Origin of the sequence: Ectobacillus panaciterrae DSM 19096 (assembly GCF_000430785.1) — a bacterium.
GTDB classification, from domain to species: domain Bacteria; phylum Bacillota; class Bacilli; order Bacillales; family Bacillaceae_G; genus Ectobacillus; species Ectobacillus panaciterrae.
On the sequence record NZ_AUMR01000189.1, the window covers coordinates 1 to 1,735 of the forward strand.

General features: G+C 35.9%; 1 protein-coding gene. It reads left to right on the top strand.

All coding sequences use genetic code 11. From position 1 onward, the window contains the following. The first annotated feature begins 283 nt into the window (after nt 1–283). A complete protein-coding gene (locus H540_RS30670) occupies nt 284–778 on the top strand; it encodes an MgtC/SapB family protein (RefSeq protein ID WP_051317237.1) in 495 nt (164 codons plus the stop codon). Nucleotides 779–1,735 lie beyond the last annotated feature (957 nt).

Below are 1,735 nucleotides of genomic sequence, written 5' to 3' on the forward strand. Positions count from 1 at the left end.
GTGCGATGTGCAACGAAAAGGGAGTATGGTATGCTTCTTCTCTCTGGTTTACCCTTGCATGAACCACTACAAAGGTTTGACCGCTTCTGCACGTCTTTTGATCTCTCCCCACTATAAAAAGACGTTTTTTTATTCACTTGTATATAAATACTATGTAAATTCAGTGGTCCCGTTTCAAAATTGTGGGTATTTTTCAGTTTGGACAAATATATATAAGTAAAGGTTTATCTTCCTTTTCTTCAAAATAGGGATCATATATCTATAAATCTGAAGTAGCGGAGGGATGAAATCTTTGCTTGTCCTTACAGTGCTTGTTAATGTTAGTCATATTGAATTTTATATACGTTTGTTGATTGCCTTCATCTTTGGAGTTGTGATTGGACTTGAAAGAGCGCGTCAACGTAAAATAGCTGGTATTCGCACTCATGTTTTAGTTTGTTTAGGCTCATGCATGATTATGGTGCTCTCGTTATTGAATGAAGGCCCTTATCGAGATCCAATGCGCCTTGCTGCACAAGTGATAAGCGGAATTACTTTTATAGGTGCCGGAGTGATTTGGCGGGATCGCCGAAATTTTAAGCATGGTCTAACTACAGCTGCTAATTTATGGATTAGCTCTTGCCTTGGACTTGTTATTGGTTACGGTTTATATGATATTGCTGTTTTTACCGGATTTTTAATGTTTCTAGCTATCCAAATTTCTAAGGGGTTAGAGAAAAAAGGGTTTATTCCTGATAAGTACCGTGTCGAACAGTATGATGATGACGATGATGATTAATGAGTTTTCTCAATTACTTCGTTATTTATATAAATGCAACTAAAAAAATCGATATAAAAACGTTTCTTTTAGGTGGGAGAGAGCATCGACTAAGTATAGAAGCGGTCGAACCCTTTTCGTGGCCCATGTAGGGGTAAACCATAGAGAGGGAGCGAGCGAGCGCAGTTTCCCTTTTGTTCTACATGGCAAACGATAGATATGTTGTAATAACAAAGTGGACTTATATAGTATGAAACTTTAACCGTAACGTAGAGAAGACCTCCTATCTATGCGGAGGTCTTTCATTCGTATTAAAGGAAAAGGGAATCCATACAAATTTGTTTGAGGCTTGGGAGGGGGGAATACGATTATAAGAAGCCGTCTTATCATTTAAATGATGAGACTCATCTTTTATATTGAAGGATTTTGCTGTAATTTGTATTCCAGTCTGGTTTGATAATAATTTTTAAAGAAGAAAGGTCTCATCTGTATATGAGTGAATGATAATTTCGACATTTATGTGCTATGTGCAACCAGAAGGGAGTATGGTATGCTTCTTCTCTCTGGTTTACCCTTGCATGAACCACTACAAAGATTTGACCGCTTCTGCACGTCGCCAGAGGATCTCTCCCCACTATAAAAAGACGTTTTTTTATTCATTTGTATATAATTCATGCATTAGCATAGTCCATTTTGTTTCCTAATCAATTGTATTATGAAGAAGATATATGCAATTTATATGGCAGGAAAATAAGAAATTCCTCTTTGTTATAAAAAATATAAAAAAGAGGTTGCATTAGAATTTAGAGCATGGTATATTAATATTCGTCGCTGATGAGCGAACAAAACAAAAGGTGGAAAACAAAGAAAATAATGTTTGACACTGAGTTTTGGAAATGATAATATAAAGAAGTCGCCTTAAAGCGATGAACAGTTCTTTGAAAACTAAACAAAATGCGAAACGTCAATTTTTATTTT